This window comes from Caldicellulosiruptoraceae bacterium PP1 (assembly GCA_041320695.1).
In the GTDB taxonomy this organism is placed as follows: domain Bacteria; phylum Bacillota; class Thermoanaerobacteria; order Caldicellulosiruptorales; family Caldicellulosiruptoraceae; genus JBGGOQ01.
Window position 1 is genome coordinate 1 of sequence record JBGGOQ010000034.1, and the last position, 957, is coordinate 957.

General features: G+C 25.1%; 1 protein-coding gene. It reads right to left on the reverse strand.

The genetic code is table 11. The features are described from left to right. Positions 1–843 (reverse strand): ABC transporter permease subunit (locus ACAG39_12440; GenBank protein ID MEZ0538028.1); only part of this gene is annotated, 843 nt, incomplete at its 3' end. Positions 844–957 lie beyond the last annotated feature (114 nt).

A 957-nucleotide genomic window follows, 5' to 3' on the forward strand; every position in this document is an offset into this window, starting at 1 on the left:
ATAAAGCATTTGAATAAGTATCCCTACAATTATAGCTGTTATATACGGTATTATTTGTGAACTTTCATATATAGGTACTGCATTATTAGCAATAATTTTATATTTTGTTCCTACTGTAAGTGGAAAGTTAAGATTCCCAAATCCTTTAATTATCCCAAATATAAAGTATATCAATAACTCTATTCCAACAATTACCGCTAAACAAACTATTGTAGCTGCTATAAACTTTGAAATAACTATATTCTTTTTAGATATCGGCTTGGATGCTAACAGTCTAATTGTTTTTGATGAAAATTCATTTGAAATAATATCTGAAGCAATAACAATTACTATTATTGGAATGAAAAATCCACCCATCAATTGAAGAAATATTACAAATAATGTACTCCCATTTACTTTGTTTTCATCGTTTGGGTTTATATTATGTTCAAGAAGATATTTTAGCTTCTTAATCTGAGAATTATAATATTCTTTCGAGTCTTCATAAGAAATATCAAGTGCAAGCTTTTTTCTTTCCTCAAAAGCATTAATCTGTTCTTTTACAGTATCTTTCCAGTTTTTATTCTTGTTAATATCAAGAAGTATTATTTGATTTTCAATAGATTTTATTTGAACTTCTATTTTTTGCTTTTTAGCTTGATCTTTGGTCTTTTTTAATTCTTCCTTTAATGTTTCCTTCTGAGATTCTAAGACTCTTTTGTAATACCCTGTATTCGTTTGATTTTCAGATACATTAGATATTAGAATAATAATAGCTGAAAAGCATATCATTAATATTATTGAAATAAGAATTTTTTTTCTCTTTGAAAGCTTAATTAGCTCATTTTTTATTAAACTGCTCATATTAATCCTCCTTCTGATATAATTCAACATATTTATCTTCTAATGATATTTTTTGTAAATATGTTTCTTTTAACTCAAAGCCATTAGTTATAATAGAAGTTATTAATTTTGAAA